The sequence below is a fragment of the uncultured Spongiibacter sp. genome, from assembly GCF_964011655.1.
Lineage (GTDB): Bacteria > Pseudomonadota > Gammaproteobacteria > Pseudomonadales > Spongiibacteraceae > Spongiibacter > Spongiibacter marinus.
In genome coordinates, this window is sequence record NZ_CAXGPO010000006.1 from 80,655 (window position 1) to 95,865 (window position 15,211).

Consider the following 15,211-nt stretch of genomic DNA (forward strand, 5'->3'; position numbering starts at 1 on the left):
TTTCCCTATTGCCGGGCCTTTAAGACTAGCTTTTATGAGTGATTACAAGCACACCCTGAACCTGCCAAAAACGGATTTTGCCATGAAGGCAAATTTGGCGAATCGTGAGCCGCAAGCGTTAAAGCGCTGGTACGACGAGGACTACTACGGCCAGATTCGCCGCGCGCGCGCCGGGCGGGAAAAGTTTGTACTGCACGATGGCCCTCCGTATGCCAACGGCGATATCCATATCGGCCATGCGGTTAATAAAATCCTGAAAGATATGATCGTTAAGTCTCGCACGCTAAGTGGCTTCGATGCCCCCTATGTGCCGGGCTGGGACTGTCACGGCTTGCCGATCGAGCTCAATGTCGAGAAAAAAGTGGGCAAGGTCGGGCGCAAGGTTGACGCCGCCACTTTTCGTCAGAAGTGTCGCGACTATGCCTACAAACAGGTCGATGGCCAGCGAGAGGGTTTTAAGCGGCTGGGTGTGCTGGGTGATTGGGAAAATCCCTATCTGACGATGAGCTTCGACTTTGAAGCCAATATCATTCGCGCCCTTGGCAAAATTGTTGAAAACGGCCACCTGCACAAGGGTTTCAAACCCGTGCATTGGTGTATGGACTGCGGCTCGGCGCTGGCCGAAGCCGAGGTGGAGTACAAAGACAAGACGTCGCCGGCGATTGATGTGCTGTTCCCGGTGGTGGACGCCGCGGATGCTCGCCAGCGCTGCGGGCTTGCCGATAGCGCTGACGGCGCAATGAACCTGGTAATTTGGACCACAACGCCGTGGACCATTCCGGCGAATATGGCTGTGTGCCTGCATGCCGAGCTGGACTACGTTTGGTTGTCCTATCAACGAGACGGCAACGCAGAGTTACTGCTGGTTGCTGAGGCCCTGCAGGAGTCCGTGACGAAGAGAGCGGGTATTACCGATTACGCGGTGGTTGGCCAGTGCAAAGGAGCAGCGTTGGAGAACCTCGCTCTGCAGCACCCCTTGTATGCGCGCCAGGTCCCGGTGATTTTGGGTGAGCACGTCACCACTGATGCGGGTACCGGCGCAGTGCACACCGCGCCAGCCCACGGCCAAGATGACTTTGTTGTCGGTCAGAAATATGGCTTGGATGTGTACAACCCCGTTGCGGCCAATGGTACCTACATCGAAGGTACGGAATTATTTGCCGGTCAGCATGTGTTTAAAGCTAACGAACAGGTGATCGCGGCACTGCAAGAGCGCGGTAGCTTGTTGCACAACGAGTCCTACGAGCACAGCTATCCGCATTGCTGGCGGCATAAATCGCCAATCATCTTTCGCGCGACCCCGCAGTGGTTTATCAGCATGAAGCAGGGCGGCCTGCTCGACAAAGCCATGGCCGAAGTGGATGCGGTGAACTGGATGCCAGGCTGGGGCCGGGCGCGTATTGAGTCCATGATGGGTGAGCGGCCCGACTGGTGTATCTCGCGTCAGCGTACCTGGGGCGCACCAATCGCCCTGTTTGTTCATAAAGAAAGCGCTGAACTGCATCCGCGAACGCCAGAACTGATAGAGCAGATTGCCGAGCGGGTGGAGCAGGGTGGCATTCAGGCCTGGTTTGACCTGGACGCTGCCGAGCTGCTGGGCGACGAGGCGCAGAGCTACGACAAGGTCGCGGATACCCTCGATGTATGGTTTGACTCCGGTGTTACGCACTACGCCGTATTGGCTCAGCGTGAGGAACTGGCCTTCCCCGCAGATTTGTACCTTGAAGGCTCTGACCAGCACCGCGGCTGGTTCCAGTCCTCTATGCTCACTTCGGTGGCGGCGCAGGGCTGCGCGCCCTACAAGTCAGTGCTGACACATGGCTTCACGGTGGATGCCAACGGGAGAAAAATGTCCAAGTCCTTGGGCAATGTGGTGGCGCCACAGGAAGTGATGAATAAGCTGGGCGCAGACATTCTCCGTCTTTGGGTGGCGGCGACCGACTACCGCAATGAGATGACGGTATCGGATGAGATATTTAAACGCACTGCCGATTCCTATCGGCGCATCCGCAACACCGCGCGCTTCCTGCTTGCCAATATGGCAGGTTTTGAGCCGGGTGAGCATGCGCTGGCCAGCGACGAGATGCTCGCGCTGGATAAGTGGATCGTCCATCGCGCTGCGGTTTTGCAAGATGAACTGCTGGCCGCCTACGATGCTTATCAATTCCACGTGGTATACCAAAAGTTGCACAACTTCTGTGTGCTGGAGTTGGGCGGCTTCTATTTGGATATTATCAAAGACCGCCAGTACACCACGCCGGAAAACAGCCAGTCGCGGCGTTCGGCGCAAACGGCTCTGTACCACATTGCCGAGGCGCTGACGCGCTGGATCGCGCCGATTCTCAGCTTTACTGCCGACGAGTTGTGGCAGGTTCTGCCCGGCGAGCATCAGGGGCCGGTATTTGCCGCTGAATGGTACCAGGGCCTGCAAAAACTCTCGGACGATGACGAGATGGGCGACGCCTTTTGGCAGCGTGTGCAGAGCGTGAAAACGGCGGTCAACAAAGTGCTGGAAAACGCCCGTAACGAGGGCATTGTGGGCGGCTCCCTGCAGGCTGAAGTGACGCTGTTTTGTGACGATGAATTGATCGAGACGCTGTCGGCGCTCGGTGATGAGCTGCGCTTTGTGTTGATCACCTCTTCAGCCATGCTCGCACCGATTTCCGCGGCGAACGAGGCTGAGACGACAGAGCTGGAGGGCTTACAGGTACGCGTTGGCGCCAGTGAAGGCATGAAATGTACGCGCTGCTGGCACTATCGCGAAGACGTTGGTCAGTCGACGACGCATCCAGAACTGTGTTTCCGCTGTATAGATAACGTCGATGGTGATGGTGAGGTCCGCCACTATGCCTAATAGCGGCGCTGCGCAGCAGCGGCGGGGGCGATTGCTGTGGGTGATATTTGCCGCGGTTATTGTTCTGGTCGATCAAATTACCAAGGTTTGGGCCGACGCCAGTTTGGTGTATGGGCAGCCAAACCCCGTGTTGCCGGTGCTGGATATTACGCTGCACTACAACCCTGGAGCCGCTTTTAGCTTTTTGAGCGATGCCGGGGGATGGCAGCGTTGGTTTTTTACCGTTATCTCCGCGGCGGTAAGCGTTTACTTACTTGTGTGGCTAATGAAGCTGCGCCGACAGCAGTGGCTGTTGTCGATGGCACTGACCTTAGTGCTGGGTGGTGCGCTGGGAAACCTGTGGGACAGGGTTCGCCTCGGCCATGTTATTGATTTTATTTCGGTGCACTGGGGTAACGCGTATTTCCCCACGTTCAATATTGCCGATGCGGCGATATCGGTGGGTGCCGTGCTGTTAATCATCGATACGTTTATTCATTCAGATGCCGGCGACAAGTAAGGTCGGCATAGCGCTAACAGAGAAGCGATTATGACTATTGCGATTGGTCCGGGAACCGCCGTCACCCTGCATTTTGCTCTGCTGATGGAGGATGGTAGCGAGGTGGACTCCACCTTCGAGCGCAGCCCGGCGAGCTTCGTATTCGGAGACGGTAATTTGCTCCCCGGTGTGGAGGCGAAGCTGCAAGGCTTAACGGCAGGTCAGCAAGCGACGCTGACACTCGCCCCCGAAGATGCATTCGGCCAGCGCAACCCTGCAAATATCCAGCGTATGCCACGCAGCCAGTTTGCGGATATTGAACTCAGTGAAGGCCTGGTACTCAATTTTGCTGACGCAGCAAATACTGAGCTTCCCGGCGTGGTAAGCGCGATTGATGATGAGCAGGTCGAGATTGACTTCAACCACCCCTTGGCGGGGCAACAGCTCGGTTTCCGCGTTGAGATTCTCGACGTGCAGGTCCATGCTGGCGATGAAGAGGCCGGTGCGGAGTAAACCATGAAAATTGTTCTCGCTAACCCCCGTGGGTTCTGTGCTGGTGTGGATCGCGCTATCGAGATCGTGAATCGCGCCCTGGATGTGTTTGGCTCACCAATCTACGTGCGCCACGAAGTTGTTCACAACAAGTTTGTTGTTGAGAACCTTCGGCAGCGAGGTGCCATATTCGTCGATGAGCTCGATGAAGTACCCGACGACAAAATCGTGATTTTCAGCGCTCATGGCGTCTCCAAAGCAGTTAGGAACGAGGCAGCGCGCCGGGGCTTGAAGGTATTTGACGCGACGTGCCCGCTGGTGACCAAGGTTCATATGGAAGTGGTCAACTACAGCAACGCCGGGCGCGAATGTGTACTGATCGGCCACAAGGGCCACCCGGAAGTTGAAGGAACGATGGGGCAGTACGACGTTAGTCAAGGCGGAAATATCTACCTTGTCGAGGATGTTGAGCAAGCGCTCAAGCTCGACGTTAAACAGCCGGAAAAATTGTCATTTGTCACGCAAACGACGTTATCCATGGACGATACGGCGGCGGTGATTGATGCCCTGCGGCAGCGCTTCCCCGCTATTGAGGGGCCGCGCAAAGATGACATCTGCTACGCGACCCAAAACCGCCAGGATGCGGTGAAAACGCTCGCCCAGCAAGCCGACTTGGTGCTTGTCGTGGGGTCACCAAACAGTTCTAATTCGAATCGCTTACGTGAATTAGCCGAGCGCTTTGGCTGTCAGGCGCAGCTGATCGACAATGAGAAAGACATACAGCCCCAGTGGCTCAAAGAGGGCTTGCGAATCGGCATCACGGCCGGGGCCTCGGCGCCTGAAATACTGGTGAAAGCCGTGATCGACAGGCTCTGTGAGCTGGGTGCGTCAGCCCCCGAGGAGCTTGAGGGACGCGCAGAAAATATTACTTTTTCCCTGCCTCGCGAACTGCGTTGGGTTGAGGCCAATTAAGCCCTAGAGCCATCGCCAGTGCTCGCCGCTACTCACCACAGCGGGACTCTGCCCTGCGAATTCGTCCACCAATACTGATGACGAGCTGCCGGCCTTCTTCGCCCGTGCTAGGGCATATCGTCAGTGTACCCACTTGAAAGGCATTGCTCTTGAGATGCGCACTGCCGTCTGGCCGGTAGCTGATGTAGTGGCTCACGTGGCGGTTGCCCAATGCATCGACCCCGCCTAGCGGGGGAATAGTGCGAAGGATTTCTTCATCGGCACTGCGCTCGCCATTGCTGTCTGCGTCGACATAGATAATTGCGCCGTGACTCCAATGGCCGTCAGTATTGTTAATGCTAACGGTCTGCTCAAGATAAATGGCTTGTTCGCGCGCAAATTGGGCGGCGGAATGCAGCGTGTTGGTGGCGTGGCTCAGCTGTTGCTGACGCGCAAAGCGCTGCAGTGAAGGTGCCGCACCAGCGCCGATAACGGCGGCGATACTGAGCGTCACCATCAACTCGATAAGTGTCTTTCCCTGTTCATACATCTTGGAATCCTTTCCAGTCCGTAGTGTTAGCTTTAGTTCACGGATGCATTTTTTGCAATGTCTCACTATTTGCCGCTATGTCACTAGACTGCGGAATTTGCGTATTAACACTTTGAAAGTGATCATATATCTTGCAAAAAATGGTTTTTTTTTAAGTCGATACTGGTAAAGCGCAGAAAAATCGCTCAGTGTTCGGTTCATAAAAATAAATCTACTGCATGCAACGGTGTCGTTGAGTCATGGCGGTCGCAAGGTCGAAAGATTGGGTTTCAGGGCTAAAATACCTTTTAAAGTAATCACTATGCGGCGAGGGCTTGAATGACCTTTAGCTAGGGGAGTGTAAATGATTAGCTTTCCGCGCAACCAACGAGGCGCGACGCTTATAGAAGTGCTGGTGGCATTGCTGATCACGGCTATTGGTGTCATGGGTGCGGCGGCCGTTCAGCTGAACTCTGTCAAATTCAACCAGGCGGCGAAATTCCGCTCCAACGCTGTGTTTTTGGCCAACGATATCAGTGACCGAATGCGGGCCAACCGGGTTGTCGCGTTAAAGGGCGACTACGATATTGCTATTGATGATGACGCTCCGACGGGCACGGGTGCGGTTGCCGTCGACCTGCGTGAATGGCTGGGAGAGGTTGCTCTGAGGCTTCCTGCGGGCGATGGCGCGGTAATTCGCGACGATACGCGTTTCACCATCCGGATTCAGTGGAGCGAAGGTCGCTTGGAAAAGACCCGTGAAGGGTCAGCGCCCTCCCTCCAAACCTTTGATTTTGTTACGGAGCTATAAAGCGTGAATGCCCAACGAGGTTTTGGTCTGATTGAACTAATGATCGCGATCACTTTAGGGCTGATTCTGAGTACCGCGATCATTCAGGTTTTTCTTGCCTCTAGAACAAGTTATCAACTCCAGGAATCACTGTCGATGATCCAGGAGAATGCGCGTTTCGGCATGCATTTTATGGGGCGTGAAGTCAGAATGGCGGGGTATATGGGGTGTAATTCCGTCGGCAATATTGACGTTAATGTTATCGCCAAGCCAGCGACCTATGCGGCCGATTTTGTTCCCGTTAAAGGGGAGGATGATGTCGGCGCTGGGCACACTCTAGGCGCCGTTGAAGGCACCGATACGATACAAATACTCAGAGGGGGTGACGGTTCAGTGCGGCTGACCGGAAACCTGGCGCCGAATAATGCCAACGTTCAAATCGAAGACAATACCTACAATATTGCTAAAGGCGACTACGTGTTGATCTCAGATTGCACATCGGCTGATATTTTCCGCGTTACCAACACGCCGAAGGAGAGTGGCAAAGGCACTGCCACTCTCACCCATGGCAACGGCTCGAATACCAGTAACCGGCTGAGCAAAATATACGGTGGCGACGCAGAGGTGTTTGGTTTTGAAGTCACCCACTTCTTTGTGCGAGACACCGGGCGTGATACTGCTGGGGGCAGGCCTGTACTCAGTCTCTACAGTCAGCAGCGAGCAACGGGTAGCGGCGGTTCAATGGCAGCAGCGGTTGAACTCGTCGAAGGCGTGGAAAATTTGCAAATCGTCTATGGCCTGGATACCGACAACGATCGAGCGATTGATAGTTACGCCGACGCATCAGCGGTGACAGATTGGCAGCAAGTGGTGAGTGCCAAGCTCGAGTTGACCCTGGTCGCGAATGATGAGGGAGTTGTGGGGCGTACTGGCTCTGTTGATGCGCAGAGCGTATACGACTCCTCTGGGCAATTGCTGAGTAACACTGACGGGCGCATGAGACAGGTATTTTCATCGGTATTCGCAATAAGGAACCGCTTGCCATGATCACAGCAAATGCGCAGCGTGGCGCGGTACTGATTGTTGCACTGGTGTTTACGGCCATTTTGACGGTCATCGGCGTTGGTGCCATGCAAAATGCCACACTCCAAGAGCGCATGGCGGGCAACAATAAGGATATCAATGTGGCATTCCAAGCTGCCGAAGTGGCCATCCGAGAGGCTGAAGCAGCAATGCCTGGTCTCTCCAGTGCGGATTTCGATGGCACAAATGGGATGTATCTTTCATGCCCGGATCCATCAGACAGTCGTCAAGCCTGCTCTGAACCGGACTGGAAGACCAAGACCTCGACGGGGTGGGCGGTGGTTGGTGAGAAAGTCGACGATGTGAGCCGGCAACCAGAATTTATTATTGAGCAGATTAGTGCGATGACAGACCCCAACGCCGCTTTGGACTCCGACAATACGGTTTCGCTGTTGGGCTTCTATCGTGTTACGGCCCGGGGCTTTGGTCTTAGTGATCGCAGTATGGTGGTTTTATCGACCACCTATAAGCGCGTTGAAAACTAGTAGGTAGTGATATGGCCTTTCGAAGAGTAAGTATTTTACCGAGCTTTCTAGTGGTCTTTGCGTTATTTGGTGTCGCAGAAGCCGTCGCGCAAAGCTGTACTATTCAGGAGAAAACGACGCGTTTTGTAGGGAAAAACAAGCAAAATGATCCCTATACATTCTCAACATTAGAGAGCATTAGCAGTGTTGTAGGAATAGAGCTCAAAAACTCAAAAAACCACTACTGCGACGCCAGTTCATATGTGATTAACGCAAATATACTGACCGTTAAGAAAAACAAAGGCAAAGATAAAAAGTGTAAGGCGAAGTTCACCGTAGAGGGGAAAAAGAAAGGCTGTACTGATAGCACGCCAGCCAATGAAATTGCCCAAAGCCCGCTCTTCTTAGCTCAAAATGCCGAGCCCAATGTGATGTATCTATTGGATGATTCGGGCTCCATGCAATTCGAACTAATGCCGGGAGAGATTATCGGCGGCAGTGCGCGATACATTTTTCCACGGGCGAACGGTATTTATGGCAGCTCTGATTATTCCAACTATGTACCCACAGTAGCGAATAATAGCCCCTACAATGCGCGCAGCCGTTCGCCGCAAGTCAACACAATATATTACGACCCTTCTACAACATACTCCCCTTGGATAAAAGCGGATGGCAGTCGCTACCCGGATGCGAACGTAAAGTGTGCTCCTCACAACCCGGAAACCAGTGGTAGCTCAAACAACCTGTCCAACTGTCGAGATCTCACGTCAACGAATAGCAATTACAACTCAAATAGTTGGGTGAACTGTAATGAGAGTGGCAGTTGTTCGCGCGACAGTAATACCCGCAATTTCTGGCCAGCGACCTATTTTTGGTACAAAGGCAGTGGCGACATGTGGTCGTGGAGTAACTATGAAAAAGTAGAAATTCGCTCGGGGCGTTCCTATAGCGGCCATGGCAGGGATGAGCGCGACGACTGTGCTGATGCTGAGAACGCTACCTGTACCTACGACGAAGAAATACAGAACTTTGCCAATTGGTACAGCTATTACCGCTCACGAGTGTCGGCAGCGCGAGCGGGTTCCGGCTTTGCTTTTGCAGAGCAAGGCGCGAACTTAAGAGTTGGCTTTGGCAGCCTTAACTCTTCAAGTCAGTCGATAGATGGTGTGTCGACCAGCGTGCTTCGCAAAGGTGTGAGAACCTTTGAAGGCAGTGACAGAGAGGCGTTTTTTGACGAATTGTACGGCTTAACGATACCGGCCGCGGGAACTCCGCTTCGCAATGCCTTGAATGCGGCCGGTAAATACTACATGCGCAAAGACTCAAAAGGCCCTTGGTCTGAGCGCCCTGGTACGAATGACAGCACTCCGGATCTGGAGTGTCGTCGGAATTACTCGGTGCTGGTGACCGACGGCTATTGGTCGGGTAGCGATGTCAGCGGTGATCCCGGCAAGAATAACGATGGCTCGAATAATCCGAGCCATTCTTCGCCCACGGGTAACAGCTACACCTATAAAGCAGCGTCGCCGTTTTCCGACAGTCGAGACGATACCTTGGCAGATGTTGCCATGTACTACTGGAAAAATGATTTGCGCAACGACCTCGATAACGTTGTGCCTGTTACAAAAGGGAATCCGGCTTTTTGGCAGCATATGGTGACCTTTGGCGTTGGCTTAGGGGTGACGGGAACGATAGACCCGGATACCGCCTTTGCTGCGATTGAGAGTGGTGCATCTATTTCATGGCCCAACCCCACCAGTGCGGATCAGCATAAAATCGATGACCTGCTTCACGCGGCGGTTAATTCACGCGGCGGCTTTTTTAGTGCGGCCGACCCCGGTACGTTTGCTGATGAGTTGTCGGATGCTCTGCAAGTCATTGCTAACGAAGCCAAGTCTTCCGCGTCGGCCATTGCGGCAAACTCTACGCGCCTGGATTCAGGTACCTTGGTCTATCAAGCCAGCTTTAACAGCTTGGATTGGAGCGGCAGGATGGTCGCCTACAAGGTGAATGACGATGGCACGCTGGGCGATGTGAAGTGGGACAGTCAAAAAGACAGTTATGGGTCGGTGTCGTCACGCAAGGTGTTCACTGCGGTGGGCGCGCCGGGAGCATTGACCACAACCGCGGTTGATTTTTCCACGTCGTCCTGGTCGCTGCTAGATACAACTCAGCGCGATGCGCTTCGCAATGGCGGTAGCATTGCTGACGGCCAGCTGCTTCTGAATTGGCTGCGAGGTGATCGCAGCCAGGAAGGGAAAGCGTTTAGAAGTCGCGGCGCAATACTGGGCGATATTGTTAATTCCGACCCCGCCTTTTCAGGAAATCTTGATGACTATGGTTTTCACGTGCTCTCCGGTACAGAGGGCAGCACTTACAGAACGTTTCTAAAGTCCAAGAAAGCACGCCCGCCATTCTTGGTCGTTGGGGCGAATGATGGCATGTTGCACGGGTTTCATGCAGATAATGGTAAAGAGTTGTTCAGCTTTATGCCCGCCGCATCGTATCCGGCAATTGCAGAGCTGGCCGACCCCGATTATCAGCACCGTTACTATGTAGACGGTTCGCCACGTGTGAGTGATGCCTACCTGGCGAATAAGTGGCGCACCGTAACGGTTGCTGCGATGGGGGCCGGTGGGCGGTCAGTCTTTGCGGTGGATGTCACTGACCCGGAAGCGATGAGTAAGAATAACTTCCTCTGGGAATTTTCAACCTCCAGCAGCGATACCGATAAATTGGGTGTCGCGATGAGTGCGCCCGCCATTGCGCGTCTCGCGGCGGGTAATCAGTGGGTTGCCGTTTTTGGCAACGGCTATAATTCCGGCGACAACGTAAAATTGTTTATCGTTGATCTGGCCGACGGCAAGCTGTTGAAGGCCATTGATACCGGGGTTACAGGCTCTGGAAATGGCCTCGCTTCTCCCGTGCCTGTCGACGTTGATGGCGACCGCGTAACGGATTTTGTTTATGCCGGGGATTTGCAAGGCAATTTGTGGAAATTTGATTTGCGTGGCAGTACGGCCAATAAATGGGATGTCGCGCTGAAATCCGGGTCTAAACCCGCACCGCTGTTCACTGCGGTCGATGACAATGGTGATCCTCAACCAATTACGAGCCGACCAACGGTTGGCAACCATCAAGAAGGTGGGTATTACGTTTATTTTGGTACCGGCAAGTTCTTCGAAACCGGGGATGCCAAGGTAGGCAATAGCCCGCAACTGCAGGACTTCTACGGCATTCGGGATGTCGATGCGGCGGTAAGTCGCTCGGACTTGCTCGTGCAGGATGTGATCTTCGAGCAGGTAGGCGTTACTAAAGACGGCAGTAACACCCCCTTTCAAGTACGCCTCGTGACCAATAAAGCGGCGGATGACGCCCCCGATTACGGTTGGCGCCTGCCATTGCAGCCACCGAATGATAGCGTTGAGGGCGAGCGCGCGGTATCGCGCCCGATACTGCGCAATGGCCGTATCGTGTTTACCACGCTAATACCTACTGACAATATTTGCGGGTTTGGCGGACGTAGTTGGTTGATGGAATTGGACGCGCAGACTGGCGGCCGTTACGCTGATCCGGTTCTGGATACGAACGGTGACGGGCTGATTAACGAGTTGGATGTTGTGCTCTACAACGGTGAGTACTTACCGATAAGCGGCCGCGGCAGTAACGAAATTATTAAGACCCCTGGTATCGTTGGCGCTGGTGATATCGAGTATAAGTTCACCTCAGGCAGCAGTGGCACTATCGGCATTGTGGTAGAAAAGGGTGATGACAACGGTATTGTTGGGCGACAGTCTTGGAGACAATTACAGTAATGACTCATCGTCATTTATCTCGTGGGTTTACCCTAATGGAGCTCATGATCACCGTGGCAATCGTAGCGATACTCGCCTCGATTGCCTACCCGAGTTATCAAGAGCAAGTGGCTAAGTCGCGGCGCAACGAGGCGGCCAATGCCCTGATGATTGGCGCCCAGGCGCTCGAGCGCTACTACTCCGCTAATGGTCGTTATACCACCACTGCCGGGGGGAGTGACTTGCCTGCGGTGTTTCCCTCTCGGGTGCCGGAGAATGGCGGAACGTATTACACGATATCTGCGGATGGCACACCGACAGCGAATACGTTTACCTTGATCGCAGCGCGCAGAGGTACGATGGCGGGCGACAGTTGTGGAGATTTCACTCTGGATGAAACGGGTGATATGGCGTTAAAAAACAAGCCCTCTGGATCGACTAAATCCCTGGCCGACTGCTGGCGCAGGTAGTGCCGTTATACGTAGATATGCGGGTGTCCATACGTGTTATTCAGAGGTGTCGAGTGGCTCGCGAAACACGTCATTTGTTTTGTACATGGCGGTAAATCTGCGTATTCTTGCCCAGTCGCTATAGAATTATAATCAAAGTGCTGGCCGTGCTGATTGGCATTTAAGCGTTTGTGCTTTTGCAAACCATCACAATGACTACGGAAAGTCGCTGGTAACTGCTACTGGCACCCCTACTCAATGCTCCATTTGTTCGGCCGATAATAATTTCCATGCTTGGGAGAAGAGGCCGAGTGCGAGCTAAAGATATTTCCGGTTTTACCCTGATTGAATTAATGATCACTGTCGCGATCATTGGCATATTGGTTGCCGTAGCGCTGCCCTCTTATCAGGAGTATGTCGTGCGCACGAATCGATCGGCAGCGCAAAACTTCGCGATGGAGGTGGCAAATATGCAAGAGCGATTTTACTTGGACAATCGCAGTTATGCTGCCGACCTTGCTACCCTCGGCGCTTCTTTGCCGTCAGAAATTTCCGGCGCGTATGTCGTTAGTGTGACGGCCGACAACACTGCTAACCCTCCTAGCTATATGATTAGCGCTGCTCCGAAGGGGACGCAGGCAAGTCGCGATGATTGCGGGACGCTTACCCTGAACAATAAGGGAGAAAAAGGTTATGCCTCGGGGGCAACGCGATGCTGGGAATAAGTAGGTTTAGAGGCTTTACGTTACTTGAGCTGTTAGTAACCTTGGCGGTAGTGGCCATCGTGACCGCCATTGCGGCGCCGTCATTCAACGACGTTATTGAGCGCCAGCGCGTTCGCAGCGCTGCCGATACCTTACGGTCTACCATTGACTTGGCGCGCAGTGAGGCAGTTAAGCGCAACGCGGTGGTTAGTGTCAGTCGAATTGGCGATAACTGGAACAAGGGGTGGCAGGTACTCGATGGTGCAACTGTACTACAGGTCGCACCGTCTCAGCCGAGCCTGACCATTACCAGCGCGGTCAATACGGTGCAGTTTAACGGCTCAGGACGGAGCAATGCCGCGGCAGAGTTCAGTCTAGTGCCCGATTCCGGGAATACCGCAAACGCCTACTGTGTGGATATAAGCCTCAGCGGCCGCCCGCGAAGCCGGAAGGGAGGCTGCTAATGCCAAAACGGCAAGTCGGATTTACCTTAGTGGAGATTCTTGTTGCCCTACTTATTGTCCTGGTCGGTTTAATGGGCGGAGCGGGCTTGATAGCGCGCTCTGTTCAGCAGGAAGTGGAGGCTTATCAGCGCTTACAGGCGCTTAATTTACTCCAGGATATGGTGAGTCGGATTAATGCAAACCGGCTTGTCGTGAGTTGTTATTCTGCGGGTGCCAATGGCTTGGCCTTAGGGCACGGTGCCTCCAACCCGCCCGCTTGCGCTCAAGGTTCTGCCGAGCAACGCGAGACCGCAGACGAGGATCTTGTGCAGTGGAATGCCGCATTGATTGGCAGCGCCCAACAAAATAAAAGTGACGAGAGTATCGGCGCGATGATTGGTGCCCGTGGTTGCATACAGCAGCTAGACGCGGCTACGCGTCAATATCGAGTGAGTGTCGCCTGGCAAGGTCTGAACGAAACCTCTGCTCCCTCTGATAACTTGACCTGTGGAAAGAACCAATACGGTGACGAAAAGCAGCGAAGAATTGTTACCGCGATCGTGCGAATTGGAGACTTAACGTGAACCTGTCTAGGCGGCAGCAACGTGGCCTTTCTTTGGTTGAGCTCATGATTGCTCTGGGTTTGGGCGCCTTTATGCTATTGGGGATTATTTCCTTAGTTGCCTCCGTCAGTCAGACCCGCACCAAGCTCTCTCTGGTATCAGATCAAGCAGAGAGCGGGCGGTATGCTCTGCATGCACTGAATGAAGAGTTGGCACTGGCGGGTTTTCTCGGCACCTATCATCCGGGTGTTGGTGTGGCCGATTACCAGCTCGTTGACCCATGCGTAAATAGTGGCAATGCGAGTGACCTAGGTTTTGATCCGAGTACGCTTGCGCTGCCGCTTGCGGTGTCTGGCGTTGTCAGCGGTGCCGCAATGCCGGCATGTATTGGTGCAGATAGTCCGGTGGCGAACTCGCCGATGCTGAACATTCATCGTGTGGACGTTGCCGAGGTGGACGTGGCGAGCATCGCGGCGGGAAACATGACACCGTATCTGCAGGTTTCCAACTGTGAGCTAGATGCTCTGCCTTATGTACTGAATACAGACCCTGCTGCGCTTACCTTGCGGGCAAAGGGTTGCGCGTCATTAGCAAGTGCTCGCCCTTACCTCGTTCGCAGCTACTTTATAAGCGATTGTGAGGATTGTGCCGATGGTGGTGATGGTCACCCCACACTTAAAATGCTGGAGTACAGCAGTGGGGTTCGGCGCGTACTGCCACTGGTCTCCGGCGTCGAAGACCTGCACATCGAATACGGATTAGATTTAGATATCGACGGTGGCCCCGATTGCTATGTGAGTGATCCCGGAGCCGCCGTTGCGCCCGGTGGCTGCCCGGCCGCAGAGTGGTCTGGTACGGCAACGGAAAACTGGCGGGATACCGTTGCTGTGCGCGTACATTTATTGATTCGCTCTGAAGAACCGATTTTAGCGGAGCCAGTTGAAGACACCTTTGACCTTGGTCGCGCTGACAGGGTGGGGCCTTTCGACGACCGTTTTAAACGGCAAGTTGTGTCGACCGTTGTGTTAATACCTAATGTTGCGGGGCCGAGAGAATGATAAGCGTAAAGCGACAGTCAGGCTTGGTATTGATCGTAGTGCTCGTCATGCTGGGGATATTCAGCATTATCATTGTCAGCATGCTGAGCGGCAGCAATATTAATTTTAAAATAGCCGGTAATCAGCAGTATCACATCGAATCAAAAAATGCGGCGAGTAACGCCATAGAATCTTTTGTCAGTAATCCGGCTAATTTCGCAATTCCATTGCCCGACGGGAATACGGAGTTTGGCAGCGACTTCAATGGTGATGGTAGTGATGACATGGTTGCTGTGGTCGCGCCGCCAACCTGTCTGAGTACAGACCCAATAAAACAGGTTGAACTTGATGTCGCCGACCCAGCAGATGCTCAGTGCCTGGGAACGGGTAAAAATAATACCAGCGGTGTGCTGACGGATGACGACGTTGCCCTCCAAGGCAACTCCTGGTGTACCAAAATGCGCTGGGATATCGCCGCAACAGTGGGTGACGCTAAGACTGAAAGCCGCTTGGAAATGCACCAAGGGGTGTATTTGCGCGAAGTCATTGGGACGCCCTGTTTGAATTAATTCTCCGGTTT

At 53.8% G+C, this 15,211-nt stretch carries 15 protein-coding genes; 14 read left to right on the top strand and 1 reads right to left on the bottom strand.

Going from position 1 to position 15,211, the window contains the following annotated elements; genetic code table 11:
• Positions 1 to 34 precede the first annotated feature (34 nt).
• Genes ileS through ispH form a run of 4 tightly spaced genes read left to right on the top strand, consistent with a single transcriptional unit; the run spans position 35 to position 4,796 of the window.
• Positions 35 to 2,854, top strand: coding sequence for an isoleucine--tRNA ligase (ileS, locus tag ABNS66_RS04950; protein WP_286839619.1), 2,820 nt, complete (start codon positions 35 to 37; stop codon positions 2,852 to 2,854).
• Entirely contained in the window at positions 2,847 to 3,353 is a 507-nt protein-coding gene (gene lspA / locus ABNS66_RS04955; RefSeq protein WP_286696186.1) for a signal peptidase II, read from the top strand. Before ileS ends, lspA begins: the two co-directional genes overlap by 8 nt.
• A 30-nt stretch (positions 3,354 to 3,383) precedes the next feature.
• The gene (locus tag ABNS66_RS04960) at positions 3,384 to 3,845 is read left to right on the top strand and encodes a peptidylprolyl isomerase (RefSeq protein ID WP_286696185.1); all 462 of its coding nucleotides are present in this window, start codon (positions 3,384 to 3,386) and stop codon (positions 3,843 to 3,845) included.
• A gap of 3 nt (positions 3,846 to 3,848) precedes the next feature.
• Positions 3,849 to 4,796 (top strand): 4-hydroxy-3-methylbut-2-enyl diphosphate reductase, encoded by a 948-nt coding sequence (gene ispH / locus ABNS66_RS04965; protein ID WP_286696184.1) that lies wholly within the window; start codon positions 3,849 to 3,851, stop codon positions 4,794 to 4,796.
• Between the two features lie 28 nt (positions 4,797 to 4,824).
• Here the strand turns inward: ispH and ABNS66_RS04970 are convergent, their stop codons facing one another.
• The gene (locus tag ABNS66_RS04970; protein WP_286839622.1) at positions 4,825 to 5,325 is read right to left on the bottom strand and encodes a GspH/FimT family protein; all 501 of its coding nucleotides are present in this window, start codon (positions 5,323 to 5,325) and stop codon (positions 4,825 to 4,827) included.
• A 343-nt stretch (positions 5,326 to 5,668) separates the two neighbouring features.
• Here ABNS66_RS04970 and pilV (ABNS66_RS04975) point away from each other — a divergent pair, with 343 nt between their 5' ends.
• The 10 genes from pilV (ABNS66_RS04975) to ABNS66_RS05020 all read left to right on the top strand — a co-directional run bounded on the left by pilV (ABNS66_RS04975) (position 5,669) and on the right by ABNS66_RS05020 (position 15,200).
• On the top strand, positions 5,669 to 6,115 hold the full coding sequence (gene pilV / locus ABNS66_RS04975) for a type IV pilus modification protein PilV (protein ID WP_286696183.1): 447 nt from the start codon (positions 5,669 to 5,671) through the stop codon (positions 6,113 to 6,115).
• Positions 6,116 to 6,118: 3 nt separating this feature from the next.
• Positions 6,119 to 7,141 carry a PilW family protein gene (locus ABNS66_RS04980; RefSeq protein WP_286839625.1) on the top strand — a complete coding sequence of 341 codons (1,023 nt, stop codon included), beginning with the start codon at positions 6,119 to 6,121 and terminating at the stop codon, positions 7,139 to 7,141.
• Positions 7,138 to 7,662 carry a PilX N-terminal domain-containing pilus assembly protein gene (locus tag ABNS66_RS04985; RefSeq protein ID WP_286839627.1) on the top strand — a complete coding sequence of 175 codons (525 nt, stop codon included), beginning with the start codon at positions 7,138 to 7,140 and terminating at the stop codon, positions 7,660 to 7,662. The genes ABNS66_RS04980 and ABNS66_RS04985 overlap by 4 nt, the downstream gene beginning before the upstream one ends.
• An 11-nt stretch (positions 7,663 to 7,673) precedes the next feature.
• Positions 7,674 to 11,456 carry a PilC/PilY family type IV pilus protein gene (locus ABNS66_RS04990; RefSeq protein WP_286839629.1) on the top strand — a complete coding sequence of 1,261 codons (3,783 nt, stop codon included), beginning with the start codon at positions 7,674 to 7,676 and terminating at the stop codon, positions 11,454 to 11,456.
• Complete coding sequence (locus ABNS66_RS04995; RefSeq protein ID WP_286696179.1) at positions 11,456 to 11,905, top strand: type IV pilin protein; 450 nt, start codon at positions 11,456 to 11,458, stop codon at positions 11,903 to 11,905. The genes ABNS66_RS04990 and ABNS66_RS04995 overlap by 1 nt, the downstream gene beginning before the upstream one ends.
• A 290-nt stretch (positions 11,906 to 12,195) precedes the next feature.
• Positions 12,196 to 12,609, top strand: coding sequence for a type IV pilin protein (locus tag ABNS66_RS05000; protein ID WP_286696178.1), 414 nt, complete (start codon positions 12,196 to 12,198; stop codon positions 12,607 to 12,609).
• On the top strand, positions 12,597 to 13,052 hold the full coding sequence (locus tag ABNS66_RS05005) for a GspH/FimT family pseudopilin (RefSeq protein ID WP_204996612.1): 456 nt from the start codon (positions 12,597 to 12,599) through the stop codon (positions 13,050 to 13,052). The genes ABNS66_RS05000 and ABNS66_RS05005 overlap by 13 nt, the downstream gene beginning before the upstream one ends.
• Positions 13,052 to 13,615, top strand: coding sequence for a type IV pilus modification protein PilV (gene pilV / locus ABNS66_RS05010; protein ID WP_286696177.1), 564 nt, complete (start codon positions 13,052 to 13,054; stop codon positions 13,613 to 13,615). Before ABNS66_RS05005 ends, pilV (ABNS66_RS05010) begins: the two co-directional genes overlap by 1 nt.
• Positions 13,612 to 14,652 (top strand): PilW family protein, encoded by a 1,041-nt coding sequence (locus tag ABNS66_RS05015; RefSeq protein ID WP_286839632.1) that lies wholly within the window; start codon positions 13,612 to 13,614, stop codon positions 14,650 to 14,652. Before pilV (ABNS66_RS05010) ends, ABNS66_RS05015 begins: the two co-directional genes overlap by 4 nt.
• Positions 14,649 to 15,200 (top strand): hypothetical protein, encoded by a 552-nt coding sequence (locus tag ABNS66_RS05020; protein ID WP_204996615.1) that lies wholly within the window; start codon positions 14,649 to 14,651, stop codon positions 15,198 to 15,200. The genes ABNS66_RS05015 and ABNS66_RS05020 overlap by 4 nt, the downstream gene beginning before the upstream one ends.
• Positions 15,201 to 15,211: the final 11 nt, after the last annotated feature.